This is a genomic window from Bacillus sp. FSL K6-1106 (assembly GCF_038005245.1).
In the GTDB taxonomy this organism is placed as follows: domain Bacteria; phylum Bacillota; class Bacilli; order Bacillales; family Bacillaceae; genus Bacillus; species Bacillus altitudinis.
Map to the genome: position 1 here is coordinate 647,053 of NZ_JBBOSV010000001.1, position 26,287 is coordinate 673,339.

Annotated in this window: 21 protein-coding genes; 8 read left to right on the plus strand and 13 right to left on the minus strand. The window is 41.6% G+C overall.

What is annotated here, in order from left to right; all coding sequences use genetic code 11:
* The first annotated feature begins 66 nt into the window (after nt 1-66).
* The 3 genes from MHI20_RS03240 to MHI20_RS03250 all read left to right on the plus strand — a co-directional run bounded on the left by MHI20_RS03240 (nt 67) and on the right by MHI20_RS03250 (nt 4,623).
* Nucleotides 67-969, plus strand: coding sequence for a LysR family transcriptional regulator (locus MHI20_RS03240; RefSeq protein ID WP_056704310.1), 903 nt, complete (start codon nt 67-69; stop codon nt 967-969).
* Nucleotides 970-1,063: 94 nt separating this feature from the next.
* Nucleotides 1,064-2,797, plus strand: a complete 1,734-nt coding sequence (locus tag MHI20_RS03245; RefSeq protein ID WP_203143333.1) for an ABC transporter ATP-binding protein — start codon at nt 1,064-1,066, stop codon at nt 2,795-2,797.
* Nucleotides 2,794-4,623 (plus strand): ABC transporter ATP-binding protein, encoded by a 1,830-nt coding sequence (locus MHI20_RS03250; protein WP_203143335.1) that lies wholly within the window; start codon nt 2,794-2,796, stop codon nt 4,621-4,623. The genes MHI20_RS03245 and MHI20_RS03250 overlap by 4 nt, the downstream gene beginning before the upstream one ends.
* A 59-nt stretch (nt 4,624-4,682) precedes the next feature.
* On the opposite strand, the gene MHI20_RS03255 is transcribed toward MHI20_RS03250, so the two are convergent.
* Nucleotides 4,683-5,504, minus strand: a complete 822-nt coding sequence (locus MHI20_RS03255; protein WP_340936695.1) for a MerR family transcriptional regulator — start codon at nt 5,502-5,504, stop codon at nt 4,683-4,685.
* A gap of 88 nt (nt 5,505-5,592) precedes the next feature.
* On the opposite strand from MHI20_RS03255, the gene MHI20_RS03260 reads away from it, so the two are divergent.
* A complete protein-coding gene (locus MHI20_RS03260) occupies nt 5,593-6,162 on the plus strand; it encodes a GNAT family N-acetyltransferase (protein ID WP_058336761.1) in 570 nt (189 codons plus the stop codon).
* A gap of 197 nt (nt 6,163-6,359) precedes the next feature.
* Here MHI20_RS03260 and MHI20_RS03265 read toward each other — a convergent pair whose 3' ends face one another.
* Genes MHI20_RS03265 through proC form a run of 3 tightly spaced genes read right to left on the minus strand, consistent with a single transcriptional unit; the run spans nt 6,360 to nt 9,590 of the window.
* Nucleotides 6,360-7,628, minus strand: a complete 1,269-nt coding sequence (locus MHI20_RS03265) for a glutamate-5-semialdehyde dehydrogenase (RefSeq protein WP_324657292.1) — start codon at nt 7,626-7,628, stop codon at nt 6,360-6,362.
* 18 nt (nt 7,629-7,646) lie between these two features.
* Complete coding sequence (gene proB / locus MHI20_RS03270; RefSeq protein WP_025207481.1) at nt 7,647-8,765, minus strand: glutamate 5-kinase; 1,119 nt, start codon at nt 8,763-8,765, stop codon at nt 7,647-7,649.
* 27 nt (nt 8,766-8,792) lie between these two features.
* On the minus strand, nt 8,793-9,590 hold the full coding sequence (gene proC / locus MHI20_RS03275) for a pyrroline-5-carboxylate reductase (RefSeq protein ID WP_411814112.1): 798 nt from the start codon (nt 9,588-9,590) through the stop codon (nt 8,793-8,795).
* A gap of 469 nt (nt 9,591-10,059) precedes the next feature.
* On the opposite strand from proC, the gene MHI20_RS03280 reads away from it, so the two are divergent.
* On the plus strand, nt 10,060-11,256 hold the full coding sequence (locus MHI20_RS03280; protein WP_340936702.1) for a cytochrome P450: 1,197 nt from the start codon (nt 10,060-10,062) through the stop codon (nt 11,254-11,256).
* Between the two features lie 118 nt (nt 11,257-11,374).
* A complete protein-coding gene (locus MHI20_RS03285; RefSeq protein WP_340936704.1) occupies nt 11,375-13,414 on the plus strand; it encodes a molybdopterin oxidoreductase family protein in 2,040 nt (679 codons plus the stop codon).
* A 46-nt stretch (nt 13,415-13,460) separates the two neighbouring features.
* On the opposite strand, the gene MHI20_RS03290 is transcribed toward MHI20_RS03285, so the two are convergent.
* The 3 genes from MHI20_RS03290 to xylA form a co-directional block, all read right to left on the minus strand.
* Nucleotides 13,461-14,147 (minus strand): glycoside hydrolase family 11 protein, encoded by a 687-nt coding sequence (locus tag MHI20_RS03290; RefSeq protein ID WP_008346560.1) that lies wholly within the window; start codon nt 14,145-14,147, stop codon nt 13,461-13,463.
* 94 nt (nt 14,148-14,241) lie between these two features.
* Nucleotides 14,242-15,735, minus strand: a complete 1,494-nt coding sequence (xylB, locus tag MHI20_RS03295) for a xylulokinase (protein WP_340936708.1) — start codon at nt 15,733-15,735, stop codon at nt 14,242-14,244.
* A gap of 33 nt (nt 15,736-15,768) precedes the next feature.
* Nucleotides 15,769-17,106, minus strand: a complete 1,338-nt coding sequence (xylA, locus tag MHI20_RS03300) for a xylose isomerase (RefSeq protein ID WP_340936709.1) — start codon at nt 17,104-17,106, stop codon at nt 15,769-15,771.
* Between the two features lie 213 nt (nt 17,107-17,319).
* Between xylA and xylR the strand changes: the two genes are divergently transcribed.
* Nucleotides 17,320-18,480 carry a transcriptional repressor XylR gene (gene xylR, locus MHI20_RS03305; protein ID WP_340936711.1) on the plus strand — a complete coding sequence of 387 codons (1,161 nt, stop codon included), beginning with the start codon at nt 17,320-17,322 and terminating at the stop codon, nt 18,478-18,480.
* Nucleotides 18,481-18,526: 46 nt separating this feature from the next.
* On the opposite strand, the gene MHI20_RS03310 is transcribed toward xylR, so the two are convergent.
* The 3 genes from MHI20_RS03310 to csaA form a co-directional block, all read right to left on the minus strand.
* Nucleotides 18,527-20,134, minus strand: coding sequence for a glycoside hydrolase family 43 protein (locus MHI20_RS03310; RefSeq protein ID WP_340936713.1), 1,608 nt, complete (start codon nt 20,132-20,134; stop codon nt 18,527-18,529).
* A 25-nt stretch (nt 20,135-20,159) separates the two neighbouring features.
* Nucleotides 20,160-21,551, minus strand: a complete 1,392-nt coding sequence (locus tag MHI20_RS03315) for an MFS transporter (protein WP_024718316.1) — start codon at nt 21,549-21,551, stop codon at nt 20,160-20,162.
* A gap of 516 nt (nt 21,552-22,067) precedes the next feature.
* Nucleotides 22,068-22,400: a chaperone CsaA gene (gene csaA / locus MHI20_RS03320; protein ID WP_017367427.1), complete on the minus strand. Its 333-nt coding sequence runs from the start codon at nt 22,398-22,400 to the stop codon at nt 22,068-22,070.
* A 266-nt stretch (nt 22,401-22,666) separates the two neighbouring features.
* On the opposite strand from csaA, the gene MHI20_RS03325 reads away from it, so the two are divergent.
* Nucleotides 22,667-23,146, plus strand: a complete 480-nt coding sequence (locus tag MHI20_RS03325) for a hypothetical protein (RefSeq protein ID WP_007500681.1) — start codon at nt 22,667-22,669, stop codon at nt 23,144-23,146.
* On the opposite strand, the gene MHI20_RS03330 is transcribed toward MHI20_RS03325, so the two are convergent.
* The 3 genes from MHI20_RS03330 to MHI20_RS03340 are packed head-to-tail and all read right to left on the minus strand — an operon-like array spanning nt 23,143 to nt 26,210.
* On the minus strand, nt 23,143-24,768 hold the full coding sequence (locus MHI20_RS03330; RefSeq protein ID WP_340936716.1) for a YndJ family protein: 1,626 nt from the start codon (nt 24,766-24,768) through the stop codon (nt 23,143-23,145). The two genes, MHI20_RS03325 and MHI20_RS03330, sit on opposite strands and share 4 nt — an antisense overlap.
* The gene (locus MHI20_RS03335) at nt 24,761-25,366 is read right to left on the minus strand and encodes a DUF4166 domain-containing protein (protein WP_135009153.1); all 606 of its coding nucleotides are present in this window, start codon (nt 25,364-25,366) and stop codon (nt 24,761-24,763) included. Before MHI20_RS03335 ends, MHI20_RS03330 begins: the two co-directional genes overlap by 8 nt.
* Complete coding sequence (locus MHI20_RS03340) at nt 25,329-26,210, minus strand: hypothetical protein (protein ID WP_024718313.1); 882 nt, start codon at nt 26,208-26,210, stop codon at nt 25,329-25,331. The genes MHI20_RS03335 and MHI20_RS03340 overlap by 38 nt, the downstream gene beginning before the upstream one ends.
* Between the last annotated feature and the right edge of the window lie 77 nt (nt 26,211-26,287).

Sequence of the window (26,287 nt, forward strand, 5' to 3'; positions counted from 1 at the left end):
TATAAACAATATATAATTTAGATCAAAACAATCTCTTTTTGAGATAGATGGGTGTGAAGTGCAAAAATGGAGCTTCGTCAATTACGTTATTTTGTAGAAGTTGCTGACCGTGAACACGTGTCAGAAGCGGCTGAAAACTTACACGTTGCCCAATCTGCCATCAGCCGGCAGATTGCCAATTTAGAAGAAGAACTTGGAGTGGCTTTATTCGAACGAGAAGGACGAAATATCAAATTAACGAAAATCGGCAGACAATTTTTGGACCATGTCAGAACTGCCCTAAAAGCGATAGATTACGCCAAAGAACAAATTGATGAATACTTAGACCCCCACAAAGGGACAGTGAACATTGGATTTCCTACAAGTCTAGCAAGCCAAGTGCTCCCTTCTGTCATTTCCGCATTTAAGATGGAATATCCAGAGGTCGATTTTTTACTTCGTCAAGGTTCCTATAAGTTTCTGATTGAAGCTGTCAAAAATCGAGACATTGATCTTGCCTTTTTAGGACCCGTCCCGACAAACGATCCTCAAATAGAAGGAAATATCTTGTTTTCCGAAAGCATTTATGCCCTTTTGCCTATTAGTCACCCCTTTAGCGGGCAAAGAAGTATTCATTTAAGTGATTTGAGAAAAGACCATTTCGTTTTATTTCCTGAAGGATATGTGCTGAGACAAATTGCGGTTGATGCCTGTAAGCAGGCTGGCTATGAGCCAACTATCTCATCTGAAGGAGAAGATTTGGATGCCATTAAAGGTCTTGTGTCAGCGGGTATGGGCGTTACTTTATTACCCGAAAGTGCTTTTTATGAAACAACACCGCGATTTACAGTGAAAATTCCCATTGATTTCCCTCAAGTGAGAAGAACGGTCGGAATTATTGCGTCTAAATCGAGAGAGATGTCTCCTTCTGCCCATGATTTTTATATGTTTGTAAAGGACTTCTTTTCAAAAATTGAACAATATAAATAATTCATTAAAACAAGACATTTCATTTGTAGAAATAATCCCTCTTTGTATATGATGAGTTACAGAACAACAGACTATATGGAAGAAAGGTAATCGTATGAAATCAATTTTATCGTTTTTAAAGCCCTATCGGCTATCCGTTGTGTCCATTGTGATTCTCACCTTTTTAAGCAGTATGCTCCAGCTGTATTTACCGACGCTTACGGCAGATATCGTTGATGTCGGGATCGTCCAAGGAGATGTCGCTTATATATGGAAAGTTGGGGGCTGGATGGTGGGTTGTTCTTTACTTGCCATCTTGCTCACGATTTGGAAGTCCTACTTGTCATCTAAGACAGCTCTAGGCTTCGGGCGTGATATGAGAAGACAGCTGTTTGTGCATGTCGAACAATTCTCATTAGAAGAATTTCAAAAAATCGGGACATCTTCCTTTATTACAAGATCCACAAATGATGTGAAACAAGTTCAAGATGTCACGATCATGATCTTACAAATGATGACACGGGCGCCTCTTATGCTCGTTGGTGGAATTATTTTGGCTGTATCTAGAGATGCTGTGTTATCTCTCATCTTTTTAGCAGCTCTTCCCCTTCTTGGCGGGTTCATTTATTTAGTGTCGAGAAAAGCGATCCCCCTCTTTGGCCAGCTTCAGAAAAAAACGGACCGGCTGAACTTGATTATGAGAGAGTCGCTTTCAGGCATTCGGGTCATTCGAGCGTTTAACCGAGTAGATGACGAAAAAGAACGTTTTCAAGAAGCCAATACATCGTATAAGGATACTGGCCTTAAAGTCAATCGATTAATGGCGTACTTGTTCCCTTTTATGCTCATTATCATGAACTTCACGAATATCGGCATTGTCTGGATTGGCGCTAATCGGATTGATGCCGGACAGATGGAAGTCGGGAATCTAATCGCCTTCATTCAATATGCGATGATGATTTTAATGGCACTCATTATGCTGTCTATGAGTTTTATTATGGTGCCTAGAGCTCAGGCATCAGCTAAACGGATGAATGAAGTGTTAAATCTAGAACCAAAAATTAAAGACAAAAAAGAAGCTGTCACTAAACTTGATCAGCCAGCCCAGTCCATTCGCTTTGAGGATGTGTCATTTTATTATTCAAATGCTGAAAAACCAGCCGTTCAAGACATGACGTTTGAAGCCAAAAAAGGTGAAACGACGGCGATCATCGGCAGTACAGGTTCCGGGAAAACGACACTTCTTCAGCTGATGACACGTTTTTATGAAGCAACAGAAGGAAAAATTACATTAGATGGTGTCGATATTAGAGAATTGCCTCAAGAGAAACTGAGAAGTCAGATGGGTTATGTTTCTCAAAAAGCCATTTTATTTAGCGGAACCATTGCTGATAATGTGCGCTTTGGCAAACGAGATGCTACAGATGACGAGATTTGGCAGGCACTGCGGACAGCACAGGCCGAAGAATTTGTTTTGCAAAAAGATGGCGGAATTCACGCAGAGATAGACCAAAGGGGTTCGAATCTCTCTGGCGGTCAAAAACAACGTCTTTCGATCGCAAGAGCACTCGTAAGAAAACCTGCATTCTACCTGTTTGACGATAGCTTCTCTGCCCTTGATTACAAAACGGATGCAAAACTTCGGTCAGCGCTAGAAGCTGAAAAAGAGCATGCTGCTTTGATTATTGTGGCTCAAAGAATCAGTACAGTGAAGCATAGCGATAAAATCATTGTGTTAGATGATGGAAAAATAGCAGGTATCGGTACACATGAACAGTTACTGAAAGATAACCTTGTCTATCAAGAAATAGTCGCATCACAGGAAGGTCAGGAGGTGGAGCAAGGATGAGTAAAAAAATGTCTTCTGGAATGGGACATAAAGGCGGTCACCCAAGGGGCCCAGTACAAAAACCGAAGGAATTTAAAAAAACACTTCTTCGTTTAACGGGCTATTTAAAACCGAGGAAATTTCAGCTGATCATTGTCCTGATTGCAGCGATCGGTTCAACCGTTTTTAATGTCGTCAGTCCAAAATTACTTGGGGATGCCACCTCTTCCCTATTTGAAAGTTTTACACAAGGAACTGGCGTTCAATTCGATGTCATTTCACGCATTTTATTGTTGCTTGTTCTATTATATGTCGTGGCATCTCTCTTCTCATTCGTGCAGCAATATGTAATGGCGGGTGTCTCGCAGCAGACCATTGCTGAATTAAGGCAAGAAGCAAATGACAAGCTCACACGTCTCCCCCTTCGTTATTTTGATAAAACAACACATGGAGACACGCTGAGCCGGGTGATGAACGACATTGATAATATTAATACTTCTTTACAGCAGGCACTCACGCAAGTGATCACATCTGTCATTACAGTCATTGGAATTGTCGTCATGATGCTTTTCATCAGTCCGCTACTGACGCTGCTTGTTTGTTTGACGCTACCTCTTAGTTTGTTTGCGATTCGAGGCATTACATCATTTTCGCAAAAGCATTTTAAAGCACAGCAAAAAGAACTAGGGATGATCAATGGACATATTAATGAAATGTTCACAGGACATCAGACGGTTCGTGCGTATGGCTATGAAAAGAAAGCCATTGATACATTTGATCAATTAAACGAACAACTATATGAATCTTCAAGAAAAGCACAATTTATCTCCGGCTTAATGATGCCGATGATGACCTTTATTGGGAATCTTGGCTATGTGGCGGTAAGTGTTGCTGGCGGAATTCTTGTCATTAACGGGAATATTCGTGTTGGGGATGTGCAAGCATTTATCCAATACACACAACAAATGTCGCAGCCGCTTGTGCAAGCATCCAGTGTTGCAAACTTAGTTCAATCTGCTATCGCTTCTGCTGAACGAGTGTTTGAAATTCTGGATGAGGAAGAAGAACATGCGGAAGAAGATGCAGCGATTGATCTTAAATCCCTTTCCGGAGATGTGGCCTTTGAGCACGTTCACTTCGGTTATGAGAAAGATCAACCCATTATTAAAGATTTGAATTTACAAGTCCGAGAAGGACAAACAGTTGCCATTGTTGGGCCAACAGGCGCTGGAAAAACAACGATTATTAATCTGTTAATGCGCTTTTACGAGCTAGATCAAGGCTCCATTCGCATTGGCGGCGTAAAAACAACCGACCTCAGCCGAGAGCAAGTGCGTGACTTATTTGCGATGGTTCTTCAGGATACATGGCTCTTTGAAGGCACAATTTATGACAACATCGCATATGGCAGACCAAATGTTTCAAAAGAGGATGTGTTGAAGGCCGCTAAACATGCCTATGCAGACGATTTCATCCGCACCCTTCCAGATGGATATGACACACTCTTAACAGAAGATGCCGGCAACCTCTCACAAGGTCAGCGTCAACTGTTAACCATCGCCCGTGCCATCTTATCTGATCCGAAGATATTAATCTTAGATGAAGCAACAAGCAGTGTCGATACACGGACAGAGATGCATATTCAAAAAGCGATGAATGAATTAATGAACGGCAGAACAAGCTTCGTCATTGCACATCGACTTTCAACGATTAAAGATGCCGATCTCATTTTAGTCATGAAAGATGGCACGATCATTGAAAAAGGAACTCATCGTGAGCTTTTGAAAGAAAAAGGCTTTTATGCCGACCTCTATATGAGTCAATTTGCCGAAAACCAAGTCGGTTAAACAGCACCAAAAAGGATAGACAGCATGTGAAAATGCCTGTCTATCCTTTTTGTGATGCCTTAAGCTTCCCGTTTTCTGACTTTCACACTGAGTTTTGTCATGTAATCCGCTTCATTTTTAGACATCAGAGAATGAAGTAAATACTCCTCAAAGACATCTCCATCCAGTATCATATCCTCTGCTTCGATTCGATCTAATAAACGTGAATAGGCAGTCTCCATCTCTTCATATGTTCCTTGTTGATACATGACTGCATATAGACCCGCTGGCTTTTTGACTGCATCCGGCCCTTCCATTCGGCAAAACAGCCTATCAGATTGATGATAATGACGCTGCATAAACTGCTCCTTGTTTAAAACAGAACCATTTGCCGCGGCACCTTTAATACCAATCCCTTTCAGAAATTCTCCTACAATTCGAGAAATTTCTTCTATAGGTGTGTTTGAATCAATCGGGTTTGATGTACTGAGGACGATCGGTTCTTCTGGCAGTTCTTGAAACAAGACCTCCCCTGTTTTCACTGATGATAATTCATTCGTTGTCTCGATCACACGAAAAAGGAAAGATTGAATATCCTGTAGTTTTTGGATCTCCTCCCCGACCTTTTCTGCTTGCTCAATCGCCAGGATTTGCAATTTTTCCTGAGAAGGCTCAGTAAAGTATTGTTTTAATTGCTTGATCGGAAATTGAACAGCGCGAAGAGATTGAATGGCCATGAAATGATCAAACTGTTCAAACGTATAATAACGGTACCCATTTTCCTGAACACCTGCCGGCTTAAACAAATCGATCTTATCATAATAGAGCAGTGTATCTTTTTTCACTTCAAATAATGCCGCAAATTCTCCAGTTAAAAATGTTTTTTGAACATCGTTCATCATTTTTAGGGCTCCTTTCTTGACTATGGAGTTACTCCATCCTTTATGATAACATGCAGAAACACCACATATGTGGAGAAAGGATTTACACATGAACAAAATCGCACAAGATCAAGTCACATTATCACTTGCAAATCAAGAAGACTTCCCTTTGATGAAAAAAGAACTGCAAGATGCTTTCACAGCTGGCATCATTGATGCATTTGGCGATGCAGAAGGTGGACCAATTCCTCCTGATGAGTCTATTGATGAATCTTTTTATTCGACTGAGAACCTTGTCTATCATATTTTACTAAACGGTCAAAAGGCAGGAGGGGTTGTTTTAAAAATCAACCCTCTCACACACCGCAATTCGGTGGACCTATTATACATTTCTTCATCATCTCACAGCCGAGGCATTGGTCAGGCAGCATGGAAAGCCATTGAGGCGCAATATCCAGAAACGAAGGTGTGGGAAGTTGTCACTCCTTATTTTGAAAAGCGCAACATTCATTTTTATGTGAACAAATGCGGGTTTCAGATTGTTGAGTTTTATCACTTGCACCATCCAGATCCGAGCTTGCCTCATGAGAACGATCAAGAAAATGACCCTTTAGCGCCTGAGACATTTGAATTTTTCAAATTTGAGAAAGTCATGAAAAAAGACCGTTCAAGTTCATAAAAAACTCCCTCTTATGGGGAGTTTCAGATTGTTGACAAAGGGCTAAAATGGACTTTATTTTAGCCCTTTGTCTTCTTTTTCAAGAGTTGTCAGTGCTTCAGCATCGTTTCCATGTCGTTCCCTTTTTTCTCTCTTCTTTCATCAGTCACTAAAAAACACTACCTCAAGTTAGAAAGGTAGTGTTCTTTACATTCATTCTAGCTTCTAATCTGACCATCACCAGATAGAAGCAGCTTTGTCGTTGTCAGTGCAGGAAGTCCCATTGGCCCTCTTGCGTGCAGCTTTTGAGTAGAAATGCCAATTTCAGCGCCATATCCTAGTGCACCGCCATCTGTAAAACGTGTAGATGCGTTATGATAAACAGCGGCCGCATCGACTTCGTTTAGAAAGATTTGTGCGTTTTTTTCATCCTCTGTTACGATGGCTTCTGAATGTTTCGTTCCGTACTGATCAATGTGGTGAATGGCGTCCTCAATTGAGTCAACGACTTTCACCGCAAGATCAAGACTTAAATACTCATCTGTCCAATCCACTTCCTCCGCAGGAACCGCTTCGGAAAAGAAAGATTGAGCGTCTTGATCTCCATGCACAGTGACATGATGCTGAAGCAATGCTTCATTCAATCCTGCACCATTTTCTTTCAGCCAATCGCGATGAACGATCAGAGTCTCAAGCGCATTACAAACGGCCGGACGATTTGTTTTCGCATTGATGACAATCTGAATGGCTTTTTCTACATTCGCTGTTTGATCAATAAAGATATGGCAGTTCCCTGTCCCTGTTTCAAGAACTGGAATGGTCGATTCTTCTACAACTGTTTTGATTAACGAAGCCCCGCCTCTCGGAATTAAAACATCGATCCATTCTTTTAGATGAAACATCGCTTGAACCGATGAACGGTCTGTTTGTTCAATAAACTGTACCGCATCACGAGGGATCTTTGTTTGATCCAATGCCTCATGAATGACACGGACGATGGCTTTGTTGGAAGAAATAGCGGAGGAACCGCCTTTTAAAATCACTGAGTTGCCTGCCTTGAGGGCAAGCCCTGCTGCATCGACAGTGACATTCGGTCTCGCTTCATAGATCATCCCGATCACGCCGAGCGGTACTCTTCGACTTTTCACATGTAAGCCGTTCTCAAGAGTCCATTCATCCAATATTTCTCCAACAGGATCTGTTAATCTCGTCACAAGCCGCAAACTTTCCGCAAACTCATGAATTCTCTCTTCATTTAACATTAATCGATCCATTAATGCTTCAGAGAAGCCCTTTTCTTTTCCTGCCTCTAAATCCTTTTGATTTTCCTGTAAAATAAAATCACTTTGCTGTTCGAGTGTTTCTGCTATTTTCAGCAGCGCCTCATTTTTTTCCTCTGTTTGAAGTAAACCTAGTTTTTTTGATACGTGCTTTGCTTTTTTCGCTTTTTCTTTGACCGATGTGACAACTTCAGCTGTCAGTGTCATGAAATTCCTCCCTTATGATTAGCAAACTGGTATTGATAAATCTAAATGACAAACAAACGCTTCAAGATCTACGACATGCACCACTTCATCCTGTAGCAAGTCACCGTTCAGTGCGAGTTCGTCGGACGCATAATTGACAATGCCAAGCCCTATTTCTCTTTCATCTTGATCTAAAATACGGACAACATCGCCTTTTTTAAACGAACCCTTTACATTGACTATGCCGTCAGAATCCAGACTTTTCTCACGATGCATGAGAAGCTCCTGTGTTTTCTCTTGAACAACGATTTCGCCTTTTGGGCCAGAATGAAAAGCAATCCACTGTTTTTTATAATTCAGCGGCGCTAAATTTTCGTCAGCTGTAAAATAAGTGCCGTCCTCTGTCCCGTTGATGGCTTTGTCTAAAATGTGAGGTGTATCGGCTTTTCCCAAAAAGCCATTGATGCCTGAGGCCATTGAAATTTTAAAGGCGTCGAGTTTTGATTTCATTCCGCCTGTGCCAACGCTGCTTCCCGCATCTCCAGCGGCTGCTTCGATGTCTTCTGTGATTTCTGTGACTTCTAGAATTCTCTTCGCATTCGGGTTTGTATGAGGGTTATCTTCATACAAGCCGTCAATATCAGATAAAATAGCGAGGAAATCCGCATCAATCAGTCCAGCTACTTTTGCAGACAATGTATCATTATCTCCAAACTTCAACCGATTGATCGTCACTGTATCATTCTCATTAATAATCGGGATGATCCCTCGATCTAATAACACATTCATTGTATTTCGCACATTTTGATAGCGCGTTTCATCTGAAAAATCGCTTCTTGTAATTAATAGCTGTGAAGCAATATAACCGTGCGATAAAAATAAAGTAGAATATGACTCCATTAAAAGCCCTTGCCCTATTGAGGCAGACGCCTGTTTTTCTGGCAGTGTTTTCGGTCTATCAATAAACCCTAATTTTCGGTAACCAGCTGCAACCGCACCAGATGAGACCAAAATGACTTCGTGTCCTTCATCTTTGAGTTTTACAATTTGATTGACGAGGTTTTCTAGTTTTTTTAAACTAATCTCACCTTGAAAGCTAGTAAGAGAGCTGCTTCCGATTTTCACAACAATTCGTTTTCTCTCTTTATCTGCGTACACCTTATCACTCCTGTATTGAGGCTCTATTTATATCGTTACTTTTTGTTTTTGCTGTTCACTTATTTCTTTTGATCGATTGGCAGCATGTTTGACAGCCTGTTTGATGGCTTCTCCTCCGCCAAAATCATCTAATGCATCTAGTCCTGCAGCAGTTGTTCCATTAGGTGACGTAATTTTTTCTCTGAGGACAGAAGGATTTTCAGCTGTTTCTTGCAGCATCTTCGCTGCACCGAGAAGTGTCTGTGTACCGATTTGACGGGACATTTCTTTTGATAAGCCAGCTTCTTCTCCAGCCTCTTCGATTCTTTCCATTAAGAAATAAAAATAAGCTGGACCACTTCCGGCAATTCCTGTGAAAATATCCATTTGCTCTTCCTGAATGGTATACACTTCTCCCATTTCAGATAAAAGAGCCCGACTCATGCTTACATGTTCATTTTTCACATAACGTCCAGCAGATAAAGCGGTCGCCGACGCCCCAATCGTACTTGACGTATTTGGCATTACTCGCATAACAGGCTGCCCTTCATGCAGCATGTCTTCAATATACGATGATTTCACACCTGCAAGTACAGACAGGATGAGCTGATCTTTCTGAATATGAGGTTTTAATGATTCAAGTGCTGTTTCAGCATCCTTTGGCTTCATTGCCAGGATCAACATATCCATTTCTTCAAAAGGAAATGAATCCATTGTGGCTATTTGGATTCCGTAGCGTTTCGTTAGTTCGTTTAATCGCTGCTTATTTTGCTTGTTTGTTGCGTAAATTTGGCTGAGCGGCATCTGACCTGATCGCACAATACCTGCAATCATTCCTTCCGCCATAGAACCTGCTCCAATGAAAGCAACTTTCTTTTGATCAATGATATTGATCCTCTCCCTTGTTCGCTTTTTGTTCGTGTTTTTCGCACGTTAGTTATCGTAACATGATGAGAAATCGTGTCAAGAAAGAGCCAGCGCTTTTCAAAAGTCCCGAATACACGCTGAACAGCTTGCGGTATGTATGTTAGCCGTGTTTTTTAAAATCATCAATTTAGATCAAAAGAACTATACAGATTTGAATCATAGTACCCTTTCGTTCGACTGAATTCACCATTTTATTTTTGGTTTCGGTGACTTCAATTCTAGTTTTTAGAAAGCGCTATCATTTTGATGGCTTTCTATTTTCCTATAGGAAGAATGTGTTTGAATCTTTCGATTAGACTATTGACATATTTTAGAAAACATGTCCGTTGAAATGCTTTTTTTGTGGTGATACCGTGAAAGGGAATCAAGAGAAAAAGGAGCGTTCATAATGAAAGTAAAAGAAAATTACGTCAATGTCATCCCAATGAAAGAAATCCGATCTACAGATGACCTTCTTTTCCCATTCCCTATCTACAATGAATTACGATCGCAGGGTGATATTCGATACGATGAAACGAGAAAGTGCTGGGATCTTTTTCGATATGCTGATATTCAGTCCGTTCTGAAGCAGCCAAAAGTGTTTTCATCACAGCGAGGAAGAAGCACATCTAAAACGAGTATTTTAACAATGGACCCTCCAAAACATACCAAAATGAGAGCACTCGTCAATAAAGCCTTCACGCCAAAAGCGATCAAACAAATAGAAGAAAAGATCAAAGACTTGACCCATGATCTATTACATCAAGTAAAGGATCAACGGACCTTCGATATTGTGCAAGATCTGGCCGCTCCCCTACCTGTCATGATCATCGCCGAGCTTCTCGGTGCAGAAGTGAAAGACAGAGAGCTGATCAAAAAACATTCAGATACTCTAGTTGCAGGAGCCAAAGATGATTCAAAAGAAGCTGTTCAAGTCGTTGTCGACATGCAAAAACAAGCAGAAAAAGAGCTGTCAGAGTACTTTGCTCATTTGATCCAAAAACGAAAAGAAACGCCAGCCGATGACTTAATCTCCCTTCTCATCCAAGCGGAAATTGACGGTGAGCGTTTATCAGAAAATGAACTGCTTGGCTTTTGTATACTCTTACTCGTTGCTGGTAATGAAACAACAACGAATTTAATTACAAATGCCGTACGACTTTTAACAGAGCAGCCGCATATCGCCGAATCAGTGCGGCAAGACCTGTCTCTCATTCCTCAATTGACAGAAGAAACGCTGCGCTATTATCCGCCTGTTCAAGCGATTGGGCGAGTTGCAGCAGAGGATGTTCAGATTGCCGGTTCTCACATTGAAAAAGGAGACTATCTTATCAGCTGGGTGGCATCTGCGAATCGTGATGAACGGAAGTTTGACGATCCAGATACGTTTCGTCTTGACAGAAAATCAAATCCACATTTGAGCTTTGGCTTCGGCATCCATTTTTGTCTTGGTGCCCCTCTCGCCCGGCTTGAGGCTCATCTAGCACTTGAGATTTTACTCCGTACGTTTCGAGAAATCACCTGTGCGGCAGATCAGCTGAAACCGATTCAAAGCACGTTTGTGTTTGGGGTCAAAGAATTCCCTGTGCAGGTCACCCGTTTTTAAAAGTCCCTTTCATTAGGGGCTTTTTTTCATATACTTATCCTTACCTTCCTCGTCTGAACATGCTAAAATAAAATCCATATGTACAGTGATCACGGAATTCGGAAAGGAAGCTAAACGTATGACCGATTACACAGCAATGAAAGACGGAATATTCAAATCAGTTTGTTCGTTAGATTGCCCTGATCAGTGCGGTCTTTTAATACATAAAGAGAACGGAAAGATCGTTAAAGTTCAAGGAGATCCAGATCATCCAGTCACTCAAGGAAACATTTGCAATAAAGTGCGGAATGTCACAGCTCGTTTATATGATGAAAAACGTCTGACAACACCATTAAAACGTGTAGGTCAAAAAGGTGACCGGCAGTTTGCTCCAATTACGTGGGAAGAAGCGATTGAAACCATTCGTCAAAAATGGACAAAACTGATCGAAGAAAAAGGACCAGAAAGCATTTTGCCTTACAGCTTCTATGGGAATATGGGGAATCTCAATGCAGAAGGAATGGACCGCCGCTTTTTCTATCGACTTGGCTCAAGTCAGCTAGACCGAACCATTTGTCAATCAGCCGGAACAACTGGCTATAAATATACAATGGGCGCAAGCATCGGGACAGACCCAGAAGAGACCATTCATACGAAACTATTTATCTTTTGGGGCATCAATGCGGTTTCAACCAATATGCATCAAATCACGTTGGCACAAAAAGCTCGAAAGCAAGGGGCTAAAATTGTCGTCATTGATGTGCACAAAAACCAAACGGGCCGGATGGCAGATTGGTTCATTCCGCTTCGCCCTGGCACTGACAGTGCGCTAGCTCTTGGGATCATGCATGTCCTTTTTAAAGAAGACCTCACAGATACGTCATTTTTAGAGACTTACACGGTCGGTCACAACGAACTTCGCGAGCATGTGAAGCAGTACGATCCAGAAACGGTTGAACAAATCACGGGTGTCCCGAAAGAAGACATCATCACACTTGCGAGAATGTACGCAGAGACATCGCCGTCTCTCATTCGTATTGGCAATGGGCTACAGCATCACGATAATGGCGGTATGAGTATTCGAACCATCTCCTGCCTCCCTGCCCTCACCGGTCAATGGCTGCACAAAGGCGGCGGTGCGATGAAATCGAACTCTTCTTTTCTTAGTTATAATGAAATCGCTCTTCAGCGGCCGGAATTATTAAAGGAACGCGAACCTAGAACATTTAATATGAATCAGCTGGGCAGCGTGCTAACGAACGCAGAACCTTCTATTGATTCTCTTTTTGTCTACTCTTGCAACCCGGCTGTTGTGACACCTGAAGCAAATAAAGTAAGAGACGGTTTGATGCGGGAAGACTTATTTACGGTTGTCCATGACTTGTTCATGACAGAGACAGCCTCTTATGCGGATATTGTTCTGCCAGCGACCTCTGCCTTTGAAAATGAGGATTTTTATACTTCTTACTGGCATCATTACATTCAAATTCAAGAACCTGTTATAGAACGTTATGGAGAAAGCAAATCAAACACAGAAGTGTTTCGTCTTTTGGCTCATGCGATGGGCTTTGAAGATGAAGCCTTTAAAGACACAGATGCGGAACTAATGGAACAAGCTCTTCATCATCCTGAAAATCCGCACTATGAAAACATTTCATATCAAGCGTTAAAAGAGAAAAAGTGGATCAAAGCAAAACGAGGGCCTTTCGAAGATTTAAAGCTCCCTACCCCAAGCGGGAAAATTGAGCTTTACTCTGAACAAATGAAAAAAGATGGATATCCAGCCCTTCCAACCTATGTACCTTTATTCAAGGAAAGTGATTATCCACTGACGTTTATACCGGGACCAAACCATAATTTTCTTAATTCCACCTTCTCTCTTCATGAGAAGCATCAAAAGCTTGAGAAATATCCGAAGCTTCATATGAATGAACAAGATGCAAAAGAAAGACAGATTGAAGATGGGGACATGGTTCGTGTGCTGAATGATCGAGGAGAATGCGAGCTCATCGTGTCAGTCGGACAAAATGTGTTATCTGGCGTTGTTGTCAGCCAGGGATTATGGGCAGACCAAAAAGGCAAAAAACATTTGGTGAATGGCCTCACACCTGATCGTTTGGCAGATATGGGCGGTGGTGCGACGTTCTTTTCCGGCAGAGTCGAAGTTGAAAAATTATGATAGAAAGAGCCAGGCGTTTTGCTCCCGGCTCTTTTCTTTGACTTTTTTAGTTGCCAATAAACAGCTGATTGGTCATCACATTTGCACTTCCGCTGCTTTGGTAGCCTTCTACAGTAAATGCCGTTTCATACATTTTCCCCATTGGCATCCCTAAGCTTTCCCATTTTTTAAAATGCGCACTGACGGAGACCGTTCCGCTTGTACGTTTCGTTTGACGTACACTCCAATATTGCTTGAAGGTTGCGATCCCGATAATGGAAGGCTGATTGACACGGGTTGTTTCATAAATGTCATATGTGCCCCCGTCTGCATAAAATGTTCCTTTATGTGTCCCTGTTGGACGGTATGTGCCCCATGAATCAACAATGTAGTATTCTGCTAATGGAGATTGTGTCCAGCCATAGACACATAAATAGGAATTCCCGACTGGGTTAAAACTTGCGTTGTAATTGATGGAGATGTTGCCAAGTTGATGGTGAGTTCTAGTGGAATCAAACTTTTTTCCTTTTCGAAATAAAGCATTTCCGATATTGTTCCAGCCTGCACTAAATGCCCCGCCGTTATTGAGTGTCATCGAGGTGTTTCCATAATCCTTCCATAATTCATAATCGTACCCGCTATGGTTACCCATTTCATTATTCGTAATGGTTCTCGCATGTGCTGGTACAGCCGTCAGTATAAGCGTCAGTCCAATACACATCACAAACAACAGTCTTAATTTTCTCAAATTCATCTTCCATTCCTCTCCTTTTTCATCCTTTTGATTCTGTCATCTCTAAGATGAAACGAATTCATCACCTCCTTTCATGCACCTTCTCACTACTAGATTATCGATACTGTGCTAGACCCACATGAATGTCTCTTGTGTTTGTATAAATGCTTTGATACAAACGAAAGAGATGATCATATACATCGACATGCTGTTGATTTGGTGTAAATACGGCCGCTTGATGGATAAACTGATCCGCGCACGCCTCAAGTGACTCGTACCAGCCGTATCCAACTGCTGCAAGCATCGCTGCACCTAACGCAGGCCCTTGCTCATTTTCAAGCTGAATCACCTTAGCTTGAAAAATGTCTGCCTGCATTTGAAGCCATGTATGACTTCTCGCACCTCCACCAATGGACACAATAGCATCGATTCTTTTTCCGGCCTGCCTGAATAAAGCGATCGATTCATTTAATGAAAAAGTGATTCCTTCGAGCACAGCTCTAACCATATGCGCTTTTTCATGCCGGCTGTCTAATCCAATGAAGCTTCCACGAATGACTGAATCTGCATGAGGCGTTCTTTCCCCAACTAAATATGGCGTAAACAGCAATCCATTTGCGCCAGGCGCTATATCCTTCGCTCCGGCTAAAAGGGCTTTAAACGAATCATTTGGAGCAAGTAAAGATTTAATCCAATCGAGGCTATAACCTGCTGATAAAGTGACTCCCATTGTATAAAAAGCGTCTTTTTTTGCATGATGGAATAAATGCAAGTTTCCATTCAGCTCTCTGTTATGATTTTCTTCATAAGAAAGAATGACACCTGATGTGCCAATGCTGCATAGTGTGTGACCTGATGATAAAATGCCGGCACCAATGGCACCGCAAGCATTATCCGCTCCACCCGCAAAAACCTTCGCCTCTTCTGTCATCCCGGTTTCCTTTGCGATCTGCGGCAAAAGTGTTCCAACCTCCGCCTCCGATGAAACGAGCGGCGGGCAAATACGAATCGGAATATCAAAGGTTTGACAAATCTCCTCACTCCATGTTTGTTCTCCAATATCCAACAGTAACGTACCAGCCGCATCAGAATAGTCCATATGAATAGCGCCGGTTAATCGATATCTGACATAATCTTTTGGAAGTAAAAACAAATGGATTCGTTGATCAATTTCTGGTTCGTGTTCCTTTACCCATAACAACTTTGGCAGTGTAAACCCTTCTAACGCCTGATTTTTTGTGATCGCTTGCAGCCTGCCTCCTAGCTTTTCTGTCATGCGCACGCATTGCGGTGTTGTTCTTGTGTCATTCCACAAGATGGCAGGCCTGAGCACCTGAAGGGATTCATCCAATAAAACAAGTCCGTGCATTTGTCCAGAAAAACTGATGCCTTCTACCTGCATTGACTGAACAGGCTTTCTCTCCATAAGTTCTGTCATCGCAGCCATCGTCTGCTCTACCCAGTCTTCAGGATTTTGCTCACAATAACCTGGTTTGCTTTGAATGAGGCGGTAAGATTTAGTCGTCTCGCAGCATACCTTCCCGCTCTCATCTACTAATATCGCTTTGACTCCGCTCGTTCCAAGATCAATTCCCATCACATACTTCATGTGTTCACTCCTTCAAAACAGCAGCCCGCTCCATTAATCTTCTAACAAATATTGATTCAATCTGGCTTTCAACTGTTCCTCTCTGCCAGATTCGTTTCTGATGAGCGGATGTTTCAGTGCATATTCTTCTAATGTATGAAAGTTTGCCGTTCCTTCTGAAATCTCCCGTCCAATTCCTTCAGAAAAACTACGGTACCGGTGCTTGATCACATCTTCAAACACACGGTCTTCTATGAGTCTATGAGCCACCCGCAGCCCTTTTGCGAATGCATCCATCCCTGCAATATGGGCATACAGAAGATCTTCCAGTTCAAAGGAGGCTCTTCTGACTTTTGCATCAAAATTGAGACCGCCTGTTCCAAGTCCGCCATTTTGCAAAATTTCATACATGGCGAGTGTTGTGGCATATAAATCCGTTGGGAATTCATCTGTGTCCCAGCCTAGAAGGGAGTTTCCTTGGTTGGCATCAACGGAACCGAGCAGTCCATGAATTCTTGCTACACGCAGCTCATGCTCAAACGTATGACCCGCTAATGTTGCATGATTGGCCTCGATATTTAATTTAAAGTGTGTATCCAATCCATATTGTTTTAAAAAGGCGATCGATGTCGCTGCATCCGTATCATATTGATGAGTTGTCGGTTCCTTCGGCTTTGGCTCAATTAAAAATTGACCTGTAAATCCGATTTCTTTTGCATAATCGACCGCCATATGCAAAAAGGTCGCCAAATGGTCAAGCTCTCTTTTCATATCTGTATTCAGCAGTGTGTCGTAACCTTCTCGTCCTCCCCAGAAAACATAATTTTCTGCGCCGAGTTCCTTTGCTGTTTCGATGCCCTTTTTCACTTGTGCAGCTGCATACGCAAATACATCTGCATGACAGGATGTCGCTGCACCGTGAACAAATGTTGGATGCTTAAACATATTAGCCGTGTTCCATAGAAGCCGAACCCCGCTTTGCTGCATGTAATCTTTCATTCTTTCTATGATGATGTCTAACTGCTGATTGGTCTCTTGAAGCGTGTCGCCCTCTGGTGCAATATCACGGTCATGGAATGAAAAATACGGAACATCCAATAAATCAAAGAGCTGAAAAGCCACTTCCAATCTAGCTTTCGCCAAATCCATTCCACTATAAGAATCCCAAGCTCTTTTCATCGTGCCAGTTCCAAACATGTCTGTTCCATCAGCAGTCAGTGTATGCCAATAAGCGACGGAAAATCGCAGGTGGTCTTTCATTGTCTTTCCGCCAATCATTTCGCTCGGATTATAATATTTAAATGCGAATGGGTTCTTTGAATGTTTTCCTTCATATTGAATGTTGCCAATCCCCTGTAAACTACTTAACGAAGTCATATTTGATTTGACCATAAGTGATTCCCCCTATATATTCACTTAGTAAGTTGATTCAACAAACGAACAAACGAGTTTACCAACTAATCTCTTTGAATTTTCCATATTTTTTAGTTTTTTAGAAATATTTTCGTTATAATAAAATAAAAAGCATGTTTTATAGAGAATGAACTCGACAAAAAACGGCTTTTCTTCACTTAATCTAAAGACGAAACAAATGGAGTGGATACAATGGATATTGCGGATCAGAACTTTGTGAAAAAAATAAATCAAAAGCTATTGCTAAACGAAATTCTGCACCATGCACCAATTTCCAGAGCAAAATTATCTGAACGCACTGGGTTAAATAAATCGACCGTTTCTTCTCAAGTGAGTACATTAATGAAAGAACATCTTGTTTATGAAATCGGTCAAGGCGAATCTAGCGGCGGAAGAAGACCCGTGCTTCTCATGTTTAATAAACGTGCAGGTTACTCTATCGGCATTGATGTCGGTGTTGATTATATCAACGGCATTTTAACAGACCTTGAAGGGTCGATTATTCATGATGAGCAGCTCAAGCTCCCATCCAGCACACCTGATGTGACCGTCCGTATTTTAATTGAATTGATTCAGCAGTTACGTTCACACATTCCTACTTCTCCATACGGGCTGATTGGTATAGGGATTTGTATACCAGGTCTGGTCGATGCAGATGAACAAATTGTGTTTACGCCTCATTCAAAATGGAAAAATGTCGATCTGAAAACAAGTCTCCAAGACACATTCCAAGTACCGGTTTTTATCGAGAATGAAGCAAATGCCGGTGCGTACGGTGAAAAAATCTTCGGTGCTGCTAAACATTATGACCATCTGATCTATGCAAGTATCGGCACTGGTATTGGAATAGGAATCATTATCAATCATCATTTATATAGAGGCACAAACGGTTTTTCTGGTGAAATGGGACATATGACGATTGACTTTAATGGACCGACATGTAGCTGCGGAAATCGTGGTTGCTGGGAACTGTATGCATCTGAGAAGGCACTGTTCCAATCGCTCCAAACAGATGGTCAGCCATTCACCTATCAAGATATTGAGCGGCTGGCGAAGTTAAATGATATGAAGACACTCAATGCCTTGCGTAACTTTGGCTTTTACATTGGGGTAGGTCTCACAAACGTTCTGCATACCTTCAACCCACAAGCCGTTATTTTACGAAACAAGGTCATTGAATCTGAGCAGGCCGTTCTAAGTGTCATTCAAGATGAAGTATCCTCTAGAATGGATGCACAATTCAGCTCACGGGTGGAGCTGCTTCCTTCGTCATTAGGACAAAACGCACCAGCCTTAGGGATGACATCTCTAGTCACTGAAGCTTTTTTGCGTGATGTCACGCCTTCACCATAATGGAATACATGTTAAAGAGAGACAGCCTTTAGAGTGTTGTCTTTTTTTATTCAGTTGTTTCTTCGTATCGAAAATACTTAAAATCGGCAGGCAGACGTTCGCCGCTTGTGTCTTGGCACTGCATTCCGACAAAAGCCCCTGTAAAGAACCCCCCTCCTCGAATAAAATCATCTGATAAATGGGTCGATTCAAGCGGTACATCTATTTTTTCCCACTCTTGTTGATCAAAAGAATAAGAATACGTGTACGTCTCTCTCTGAACAGTCACTTTTAAATACACATACGGAATCTCGTCTGGGATGATGATTTTTTTAATTAGCGGCTGAGAAAAGGCCAGATTTTCACACACAGATAACTCAAGGATACGGCCAAGCGCCTCGTCATAAGTCACCTGAAGTGCAGTCCAATTTTCCGTATTATAATAATTCACAAGACCTGCCGCTTGCTGAAAGTTTTTCGGAAAGAAGGAAACCGCTGTCTCTGCTTCAAAATAAAAGCTTTGCCAGCGCCTCGCAACAAACGCTTGGGTAAATTTAGACGTTAAAGATTCCTGCCCATACAGCCTTAAATGATGAGGATTTTCCGTCACTGAACCAATCTGATCCGTAAATGGGATTCTTAATGTTTGAAAATGTCTATTTAACGATGAATCTTTAAATTCATCGACAATGTGATGGGTTGGAGAGAACTCTTTTACGCTCATCGCAGGCGCTTCAACCTCTAGGAGCCCCTCTTTTCCGCCTACCACATACGGCCAGCCATCTTTCCATTCAAGCTTTTGTATGGCTGTCTCTCTTCCTAAAGGGCACCAGCCTCTTTGCTGAAAAATGGATTCCTTCCTTGAATGAATTGGGCGGCCAGTCAGATGAGCCATATACCATTCATTTGTATGCGTTTGTACAATGGAAGCATGCCCGCATTTTTGTAGTGGATGGCTAGGCGCATGAAAAGCCGTTAAAATTGGGTTGTCAGGATGAACCTCGTACGGCCCATCAATACGCGAGGAACGGGCGATTGTGGCTGCATGTTCGTAACGTGTTCCCCCTTCAGCTGTTAATAAATAATAGACATCATTGATGTAATAAAGATGCGGGGCTTCTGTCAGTTTGATTGGTGTGCCTTTAAAAATGACCTTCCGCTCACCGACCAGTTTTTTTTCAGATACACTGTATTCCTGTAAGGCTATACCTGCAAAGGAGTGATGTTTTTCTCGATGGTCCCACAGCATATTCAACACGTATTTCTTTCCGCTTGGATCATGGAACAAGGAAGGATCAAACCCAGAACTATTGAGCCGAACCGGATCGCTCCACTCACCATCTACTTCGTCAGCTGTGACCAAATAATTATGACCATCCTTAAACGGACCATCTACTACTTTAATATCTGAATAGATGAGCCAAAACTGACCATCCGCATAACTTAAACACGGCGCCCATACCCCGCCGGAATCAGGATTTCCTTTCATATCGAGTTGAGAAGTTTTTTGCAAGGGACGCGCGACAAGCCGCCAGTTGACGAGATCCTTCGAGTGATAAATTTGCACCCCCGGGAACCATTCAAATGTAGAAACCGCCATGTAATAGTCCTCTCCCGCACGGCAAATACTTGGGTCAGGGTTAAACCCTTTGAGCACTGGATTAGTAATCTTCAATTGAACTTCCTCCTCTTTCAGAGAACTACATTTTAAAGTCGTCCATATGATCGATATACACCTTGTCTCTATTCTCAAGCTCTCGTACGACTTTTTTATGTTTTTCTTCATCTAGGTTATAAAAATTAATATCAACCATCGCTAAAATTAGTAAGCATACAGGAATCACCGTTGTCGTGATTAAAATGCCCAGTAAAGCTTCTGGTGTTTGCACTTGGTTTGCAATATAACCAAATCGGTCAAGGACAAGCCCTGGAACGATGCCACCTAAGGCCATCCCAAATTTAAAGAAGAAGCCAATCACTGCGTAGATCAGTCCGCCCATCCTTTTTCCTGTTTTATATTCGCCATATTCAACAGTTTCAGGAATGAGTGCCCACATGTAAGCACCTGCTGTAATACTCCCTGCAGCCGCAACGAGCCTGAAAACAAGTATTAAAGTGATTTGACTCGGCGGGATCACAAGTAAGGCAAGAAGGCCTACAATATTCAGCAATAATGAATAATTCAGCAGCTTTTTCTTTCCTAACAACTTGTGCAGCTTAGGAATAAACGGCAACACCATTAAAGCTGGCAGACTGCCAATCAGGCCGTACCACTTCACTAAATCTTCTCTGCCTAGGTTATACGTCACATAATAGATCCCCACTGAGTTGCTGATCGAGTTCACACCAAAGATAATGATAAAGAAAATGCTTAACACAACAAGCGGACGATTCACTCGTAACTGGACAAAGAGATCACTGAACTTGATCTTTTCCTCTGGCTTTTGAAGCGTGACGCGCTCATTCGTACTTTTAAAACAGAAAATCAGTAATCCGCCCCCAAGTACACCGAGAAATGCCATCGTGATCTGCCAGCCAAGTGCTGTATTTCCTGTTGTATCACTCAAAAACGTCGCAAGAAACGGAACAAAAAAAGCAACAACTAACCCACCGAGATTTGCAAAAAGCATACGAACAGACGTAATACTGACGACCTCTTGGTTATTTCTTGTCATTGCGGAAGTTAAAGCACCATAAGGAACATTGATGAACGTGTATGTAAGCGATAAACCAACATACGTGATGTACGCATAAATGAGTTTTCCCATTTCGGAAAAATCCGGTGTCGTAAAACAAAGAATGGCAAGAACGGCAAAAGGTAACGCACCAAATAACAAATAAGGTCTAAACCGGCCAAAACGGCTGTTCGTTCGGTCAACCATCGCCCCAATAAACGGATCTGCAAGCGCATCGATGGCCCGAACCACCAAAAACATCGTCCCTGCTGCTGCTGCTGATAATCCATAGACATCCGTATAAAAAAATAATAGATACGTAGAGACAGTTGCATAAATTAAATTACATGCGAAATCTCCTGAAGCATACCCCACTTTTTCAGACATACGAATCTTCTTTAAATTCTCACTCACCATGAGTTTTCTCCCTTCTTCACTTAGCCTCTTCTAACGGACAGATGGTGCAGGGCAGCAGCAATCAATAGGTCAAAAATAAAGCGCTTTCAATTCGTTGTAAAAATGAAGCTGAACATCTCTTTCTTTCAGCTTAGCCCACATAGCAGCAAATCATTCGCTTTAAACAATAGATCAATAGATGATCGCCATCTTAGTTTATTGATTAAACAAACTAAGATGAATTCATTTTATAAAATATGATCTGACTTTTCAATATTTTTTGAAAAAATAATCCAAATAATTGATTTCTTGTCATTTTTTCTATGATATGAGGATATGAATCTCTTTTTATCTTCCAAAATCAAAGAGAACTCAAATAATGGTTGCATTCATACCAATCCCATGCTATATTAATCAAGCGATGAGCTGAATTGTGTAAGTCGGGTAACACGTCTCTTTGAGACACACACGAATGTGGCGTGTGGTTATTCCGCCTCAATACGCAAAAGACATCTTCTGATGAAGATGTCTTTTTTCTTACCCTATTTTGGTGCCATTTTCAACCGGCTCATCAGTGGCAAGCAGGACAACGTCTTCTTTTGACGGCATGCCTCCTAAGACAAGTACCTCTGATTTAAACCCGGCAATTCTTCTTGGCGGGAAATTGACCACTGCAATAATTTGTTTCCCAGTGAGATTCTCAGCCTGATAACGTTTTGTCAGCTGTGCACTAGATTGTTTTATGCCAATCTCATCCCCAAAGTCAATCTTCAGCTTGAAAGCAGGCACTCTTGCTTCTGCAAAAAATTCTGCTTCTACTATCGTCCCAACGCGAATGTCTAACGCTAAAAACTGTTCAATATCTGCCATTAGAATCTCTCTCCTTTCAATCTTTCATAAAAAAGGTCACATTTTTCTTCTGCTGGATGACCACTTGTCTTCCACTAATTTCTTTATTGTAGCACACCCTACTCTTCTAAAAGAAAGGGTTAAAAAGCCTATTCATTGAAAATCCTTTTTAGTTTACATAATAATTTTATAGTAGTCTATTAAATGTTTGCATCATGAAAGTGAATTCGGTAAAATGGCAAATAATCCTACTGCTTCCTCTCGAATATTTCAGGGAGGGTTAACACTTGTTTACATTATCAGATATGTGGACGTTTTGCTGGTCGTTTTTCGTCATTCTTCCTATCGTTGCCATCTTGCATCAGCTGGGTCACATTGTAGTCGCCTGGCTGTTTGGAGCAAAGGTTTCGTTTGCACTTGGCAGAGGCAAAAAAGTATTGAAAATAGGCGTCGTTGAAATTAGAAGAATCTATTTTCTAGATGCATTTTGCCACTATGAAGAAATGAGGAGAAATAACCGTTTCTCACACATTCTTGTCTACTTAGGCGGATCATTATGCAACCTGCTCAGTGTTCTCATATTGAACACAATGATCGCCAACGATTTCCTGCCAGAACATCAATTTTTCTATCAATTTGCTTACTTCTCAGTCTACTATGTATTTTTTGCTTTACTGCCAGTACAGTATGCAGATCATCATCCGAGTGATGGGCAAGCGATTGTGAACATTATTCGTCACGGTGAACCATGTGACATCATTGATTAAGATGAGTGGCTTTCACTGTCGATTTGATACTGAATCGTTAAAAAAGGAATGCCGAATAGCTTCATTTGATGAATTGCTGTGAGACTTTTTTCCGTCTCCGGTTTCATATGAAAGCTTTCTTCCATTGGCAGTTTCATGGTGATGAAAGACGTATGCAAATACAATCCTTCATCACCCGTACTGCCTTTTGGACTTTTACTTTTTAATAGAAAATCTTCCTTTTCATTCAAAGGTTTTAAAATAGCCGTAAGCTGTGAAAAAGGAAGCGGCAAAGCAATATTCATATAGACTGTCTCTTCATCATGGTGCTGGGCATAGAGCGCATAAAAGACTTGCTCGCCTTTCTCATTGCGCCTGATCCACACACGTACATTCTTCCTTTCTTCAAGAGGATGTTGAAATCTTGAAAGACTCCCCGGCATTTCATATGGCATTCGTGATGACCCTAAATAGAGCTGTCCTATTTGTCTAAAAACAGGTTGAAGCAAAAAGACAAACGGCCTTACCCACCAATGAAAACAGACGGCTGCTTTTAACGTAAAGGACATCGGGTCCTCATAAAATCTGCGAATAACCGGTGACACACTCTCTGCTGAAAATGCCTTTCCATTTAATTGGTCAAGAGAATCGACTAAACCAATCTTCTCATCATGCTGCATGTCGTCATGTTGAAAAGACATGATCTGAAAACGACCGTGAACTCTCGATACCGGAAAATCCTTCTGTTTCAATCGATCAGCTGGTCTTTCAATCAACCATCCAATGAGGCCTGGTAAAATAACCAAACTTGCATTGATACTGCCATGAAACCAAATCATTTGATCCATGCTGATGTAGGTAACATGTAAAAGCATTCCGGCAGAATAAAGGAATGATAGGACGATGGTTCCCATTAACATGATGCTAGAAAGCACAACGAACCCTTTTGCGACAGTTGAACGAAAAGAAGTTGTCATACACAAAATTCCATACAAATAAAGTGCGATCACATACAAAATGACGCTGAACGTATCAAACAGGCGAGAATAGCTGATTCCAACAGCAATCATCACTGGCGACAGTAAAATAACCCAGCCGCCCACTTTGTATAGCGTCGTCTCTTTTTTCCGCTGCCTTCCTAATAAGCCATAAAAGATAGGGATAAAAAAAGCCGAGTAATGAAAATGAATAGCTGTCAAAAGAACAATCATCGGTGAAAATGTCATCACTTGTATATCTGCTATGTACAGCCAGAACCAAAGCCCACCTAGAGCGATATACATACATGCGCCATCGATCATCAGCTCATGAAGCGGATGGGCCCCTCTTTTCAGCAAACGGGTGAAACCAAATAAAGCCAGAATCATTGTAAAGAAAAGCCATCCCAATGCAAGCCAAAGAGAATGATAGATGAATGCGCCTGTTGCACATAGAGCTGCTACTGGAAAGGCTTTCATTATGAAACCGATCAGCCCCTTCTGCTGCCGTTTCTTCTCTTCCTGATAAAAAAAGTGTAAGAAAGCGGGAAGAAAAAATAAAATCGCAATCAAAACAAAAAATTCTGGTATGGGAGCTGTCGTCAAACGTGTAAAGAGAAAGCAGGACATCAACACGATGCTACACATCAAATGCCATTTATTCATAAGGTGACACCCTTTCCGTAAACCGGCCCTTATAAGTAAAAAGAGTGCCAAAAAGGCGATTTTTCACTTGAACATCAATCGTATACTCACCTGCACGCTCATCGTACCCTTCTGTTACATCAGATTCACCATAAAGCCAAGAAGGGAGCGGCCACTCTCGCCCAAACAGCAAAAACTTTTGCTTACCTGATTGAATGTGCAAGAACCCTTTTTCCGTGACTGTAAAATGAAGCTCTGACACAAGAAGCCTAGGTTTTCCAAAGTAGTCTAGTACTTGATGGCTCTTCTGATCAATGATCATATCTGCATCAAAATGTCTTTCCTTGTCAGGAAAATAGAACGTTCGAAACCAGTGCATCCCTTCTTCTCCCTTACTTGTCGTAAAAGGCTTGTTCACAATTTGGAAGGGAATATTTCGCCCTCTTTCAGGAAAAAAACAGCGAAACAATGGACCGATTTTGAATAACAATCGGATGAGCTTTGTCCCGCCTCCTATTTCCTCCATGATACCTTCGGCCGTAAACGCGCGGTTATAACGTTCTTTTAATGTTGGATGCAGCTTATCGTAGTCCTTTACTTGATGATGATGAACGACCATGTCTACCTCCCCTTTTTCGTTTGATCGAAAACACATCTACACAATCTTTTAAATTAATCATTCCTGCAACGGATAAAATGAAAAATGCACTCAGCACCAGCGGCTCGTGCAGAGTCGTTTCTGGCGATAAAATCCCTATACCAAGCATCAGCAGCAGAAAGATGCTTTGAAGGATGAATATATATTTCTTTGGCAGTTTAGGCATGAGCCATGATACACCTAATAGCGCATAAAACAATCGAAATCCGGTGCTATGATCAAAAGCAGAAGGTGAAAAAGGAATGATCGCTTGACATAACCAGACGATAGCAAACAACAAACAAATGCCATAATGGGCAAGTGTTCTCTCTAGCAGCAACCGGGGATGCGTGCCCTTTTCAAGCCACGTCTTTAATGCGCCAAAGCTAAAGGCAGTCATAAACCCCATCATTGGTCGAAAAAACAAACGGTCTGCCCATTTCCACCCTTTTCCTTCCTTTGTTTCATAATCAAATTGCGTTTGAAACACAATGTGATCATTCGTTTTCATGTATTTCCAATACCCTCCGCCTTCTTTGATGAAAGACAAAGGGTGTGATGATTTAAATTGAAGTGAGGATGCTCTTTCATGACGCTCATCCTTCACGCTCGTTCGATACGCTCCTGTCCCAGTTACACTAATGCCGAATCCAAGGTGTTTCTCATACAAAAAGGATTGGGGCTGTTCATCACTAGGTCCATTTAATGAAATGGTCGAAAATCGCAAATCCCATTGTTCATGAAGCTTTGGATTTTGCGTATACTCCCATACTTTTTCAATAGGTGCTTGAATGGTTGTTTCCACATAAACAGGCTTTCTTTTCATCTGCCTCTACTCCTCTATGTGAATTATTTCACATAATAAGCATACCATGTTTCACAAAACTGTCAAATCTTTATTGG